Annotated in this window: 3 protein-coding genes and 1 pseudogene; all 4 read left to right on the top strand. The window is 64.8% G+C overall.

Annotated features, from left to right (window positions below):
- On the top strand, positions 1-169 hold a 169-nt coding region (locus AC1D00_RS35670; protein WP_477013899.1), incomplete at its 5' end, for a cytochrome c1.
- 256 nt (positions 170-425) lie between these two features.
- Complete coding sequence (locus AC1D00_RS35665; protein WP_477013898.1) at positions 426-1,100, top strand: dienelactone hydrolase family protein; 675 nt, start codon at positions 426-428, stop codon at positions 1,098-1,100.
- Positions 1,101-1,458: 358 nt separating this feature from the next.
- Entirely contained in the window at positions 1,459-2,013 is a 555-nt protein-coding gene (locus tag AC1D00_RS35660) for a hypothetical protein (RefSeq protein ID WP_477013897.1), read from the top strand.
- 250 nt (positions 2,014-2,263) lie between these two features.
- Positions 2,264-2,666 (top strand): annotated as a pseudogene (locus AC1D00_RS35655) (anthranilate synthase component I); the annotation flags it as partial.

The raw sequence follows: 2,666 nt of genomic DNA, 5'->3' as shown, positions 1-2,666 counted from the left end.
GGCCACGGTCGCGCAATACGCCAAGGACGTCACCACGTTCCTGATGTGGACCGCCGAGCCGCACATGGAAGCGCGCAAGCGCCTCGGCTTCCAGGTGTTCGTCTTCCTGATTATCTTCGCGGGCCTGATGTACTTCACCAAGAAGAAGGTCTGGGCCGACTCCCACTGAGCGGCGCGAGGCGAGATTGAAAAGGCCCCCGCAAGGGGGCTTTTTTGTTGGCCTCGTGTCCCGGGCGCGCGAAGCGCGAGCCGGGACCCAGAATGCGCGTGGCTGGGCCCCGGATCAGCAGCGCATCACGCCGCAAAGGGCGGCGCGCTGCGCAGCATCCGGGGCACGAGAGTTTGTTCGTGCGGCGATTGCGCCGCGCGCCCCCAGCGGCCAAAATACCGCCAACCGCTCCCCCAGAAACTCATCGGAGGACACCATGGGAACCACCATCACCTTCAAGCGTCCCGACGGCAAGGATGCCTCGGGCTATCTCGCCAATGCCGCGCGCGGCAACGCGCCGGGCGTGGTCGTGATCCAGGAATGGTGGGGCCYCTCTGACCAGATCAGGGGCCTGTGCGACCGCTTTGCGCTGGCCGGTTTCGATGCGCTCGCGCCCGATCTCTACAAGGGCAAGGTGGTGCCGTATCACGACACGGATGCGGCCGGCAAAGAGATGAACTCGCTCGACTTCATGGACGCCACCACGCAGACGGTGCGCGGCGCCACGCAATATCTGTCGCGCAACGGCGCCAAGGTCGGGCTGACCGGCTTCTGCCTCGGCGGCGCCGTCACCATCATCGGCGCGGTGCACGTGCCAGAGCTCGCCGCCGGCGTCGTGTTCTACGGCATTCCGCCGGAGCAGGCCGCCAAGCCCGCCGACGTCAAGATCCCGCTCCAGGCCCATTTCGCCAACAAGGACGATTGGTGCACGCCGGAATTGGTGAGTGGTTTCGAAAAAGCCATGAAGGCCGCCGGCAAGTCGCTCGAGCTGTTCCGCTATGACGCCGAGCACGCCTTCGTCAACGAGCAGCGCCAGGCCGTGCATGACCGCGAAGCCGCCGAGCTCGCCTGGGGCAGGGCGACGGAGTTTTTCAGGAAGCATCTGGGGTAGGGGACTGCGCGGCGCGCGTGGGTCATCAACGCTCTTGCGGCGCGCTATTGAATGAGCCTGATGCAATCATAGGCTGTAGGCAGGTGGCGTGTCGCCATGGCGCCGCGGCGCTCAATGCGCTTGACACTCGTTTCTATGAGGCACAGCGGCTTCAGCCGATGACGCCACTCGCGGCCCGATGGATCGCGAACTGGCCCGAATTGCGCGCCGTAGCAAAGGAGCAATACGCCTCCGAAATCGAGCGGCTTGCGCAACTTAACCCCTATCTGTCGCAGCGACGCATCTGGCGGGGCGTTCGCAAGATCGGCTTCCAGATGACCGCCCGTTGCAAATCACGGTCGCTGCGGCATGCGGGGCGGTGGCGCCCGAGCCGGAAATCAAGCTCGCGGTCCGTCCGGGCAGCCATATGGACGTGGAGGGGCAGGAATGTCTGGCCTTCGTCGTTCTCACCGACAAGGGATCGCGGATTTGCGTCTTTGAAGATACGGGTGGACGACTTTACGAATTCGGCGAGTCCAGACCAATATCAGGGCTCGCACAAATGACACCGGGGACCTTGAAGAATTTCCTGCCGCCGCCCGTGGGTATGCGGCTATCCGCCGTGGGGGCTGACACGATCAAGAGCTTCACAAGAATTGCCGAGCAGAATCTGGCGGCCGAGGCCATCGATTTGCTGCTGCGAAAGTCGGATCTGGATCCAGCTGCGATGATCACGGCCGTCAGAGCCGGCGATGGATCGGCGACATGGTACGCGGTCACTCGAGAGGCCCGCATCGTGGTCGCAACCTTCGGCGACCGTGCTGACGTCGTCGGCTCTGACGGCAAAGCCGAGCTCACGGTGACGCGAGCCGAAATTGAGCGCCATGCCGCGGAAGCGGCGGTGGGGCGCGACAGCCTGGAGATCCGGGCCTAAGCTGCAACACTTTCCGCCCCATTTTGGTGATCGAGGCCGCCGGTGCCACCCTTGACGCCGCCCCCGGGCCATGGTGAGTATCCGCCCATGAGCACCGCCGTCCGCCCAGCCCGTCTTTGGTGGCGCACCTCCTAAGAGGTGGCCGGAGCGATTTCTTTTCCCAAAATCGTCGAAGGTCGCCCACGCAGTGCGGCGGCCTGATCGTTTGTCCTGTGTGGCGTTCCCTCGGCAAGTCTCGTAAGAGGACCACATGAACAGGACAGTCTTTGCCCTCCCGGCCAGAAGCGATTACGTGACCCGCGCAGGTCTCGCGATCACGCGCGTGGCGGAGCAGTTTACCGGCGGCGCCAACCGGCTCGACGATCTCGTCAGCCTGCTCGATCGCCGCCGCGGCGTGGTGCTGTCGTCGGGCACGACCGTGCCCGGCCGCTACGAGAGCTTCGACCTCGGCTTCTCCGATCCGCCGCTCAAGCTCGAAACCACAGGCGTCAATTTCAAGCTGGAAGCACTGAACGAACGCGGCCAGGTGCTGATCGCCTTCCTCGCGGACGTCCTGCGCGAGCCCTGCGTGGTGATCTCCGAGACAACCGCTTCGCGCCTTGCCGGCCACATCATTCGCGGCGATGCGCCGGTCGAGGAAGACCAGCGCACCC

Source organism: Bradyrhizobium sp. P2_E8 (assembly GCF_056403875.1).
The sequence above is the reverse complement of the archived record's forward strand: the minus strand, read 5'-3'. Positions and strand labels throughout refer to the sequence as shown.